The sequence below is a fragment of the Sphingobacterium sp. SGG-5 genome (assembly GCF_011043525.1).
Lineage (GTDB): Bacteria > Bacteroidota > Bacteroidia > Sphingobacteriales > Sphingobacteriaceae > Sphingobacterium.
Genome location: NZ_JAAKGO010000034.1, coordinates 1 through 579, shown reverse-complemented (window position 1 = coordinate 579; position 579 = coordinate 1). Strand labels below are relative to the sequence as shown.

The following is a 579-nucleotide window of genomic DNA, read 5'->3' as shown; positions in this document are numbered from 1 at the left end:
GCATCGCCGTTCACCAGACCACTGGCCGTGAATTCTGTAGTGCCGAGCGTAAGTGCGGTACCGTAGGTCTTGCTCCGGTCACTGGCCGTTATCGTCAGGGCTTTCCTGTTGACTGTCAGTGTACCTTTGGCGTAGCTGATCGTATAGTTCCCCAGTTTAGGACCCTGTGCTGCTGAGGACGTGATCTCGTAAGTGTTTACCACCGCTGTAGCTGCTGCTCCATCCGATGCCAGTGTGACCGAAGTAACCGCATCGCCGTTCACAAGACCGCTGGCCGTAAATTCTGTACTGCCAAGGGTAAGCGTCTGACCGTAGGTTTTACTGCGGTTTTTCGCTGTAATGGTCAGCGCTTTCGGGTTCACCGTCAGCGTGCCTTTGGCGTAGCTGATCGTATAGTTCCCCAGTTTAGGACCCACAGCTCCTGTCGCCGTGATGTCGTACTCGTCAACTACCGCTGTCGCTGCTGCTCCATCTGATGCCAGCGTGACAGAGGTAACCGCATCGCCGTTCACCAGACCGCTGGCCGTGAACTCGGTACTGCCGAGCGTCAGCGCCTCACCGTAGGTTTTACTGCGGTCT

At 56.5% G+C, this 579-nt stretch carries 1 protein-coding gene; it reads right to left on the bottom strand.

The genetic code is table 11. From position 1 onward, the window contains the following. On the bottom strand, nt 1-579 hold a 579-nt coding region (locus G5B30_RS17140; RefSeq protein ID WP_206367180.1), incomplete at both ends, for an MBG domain-containing protein.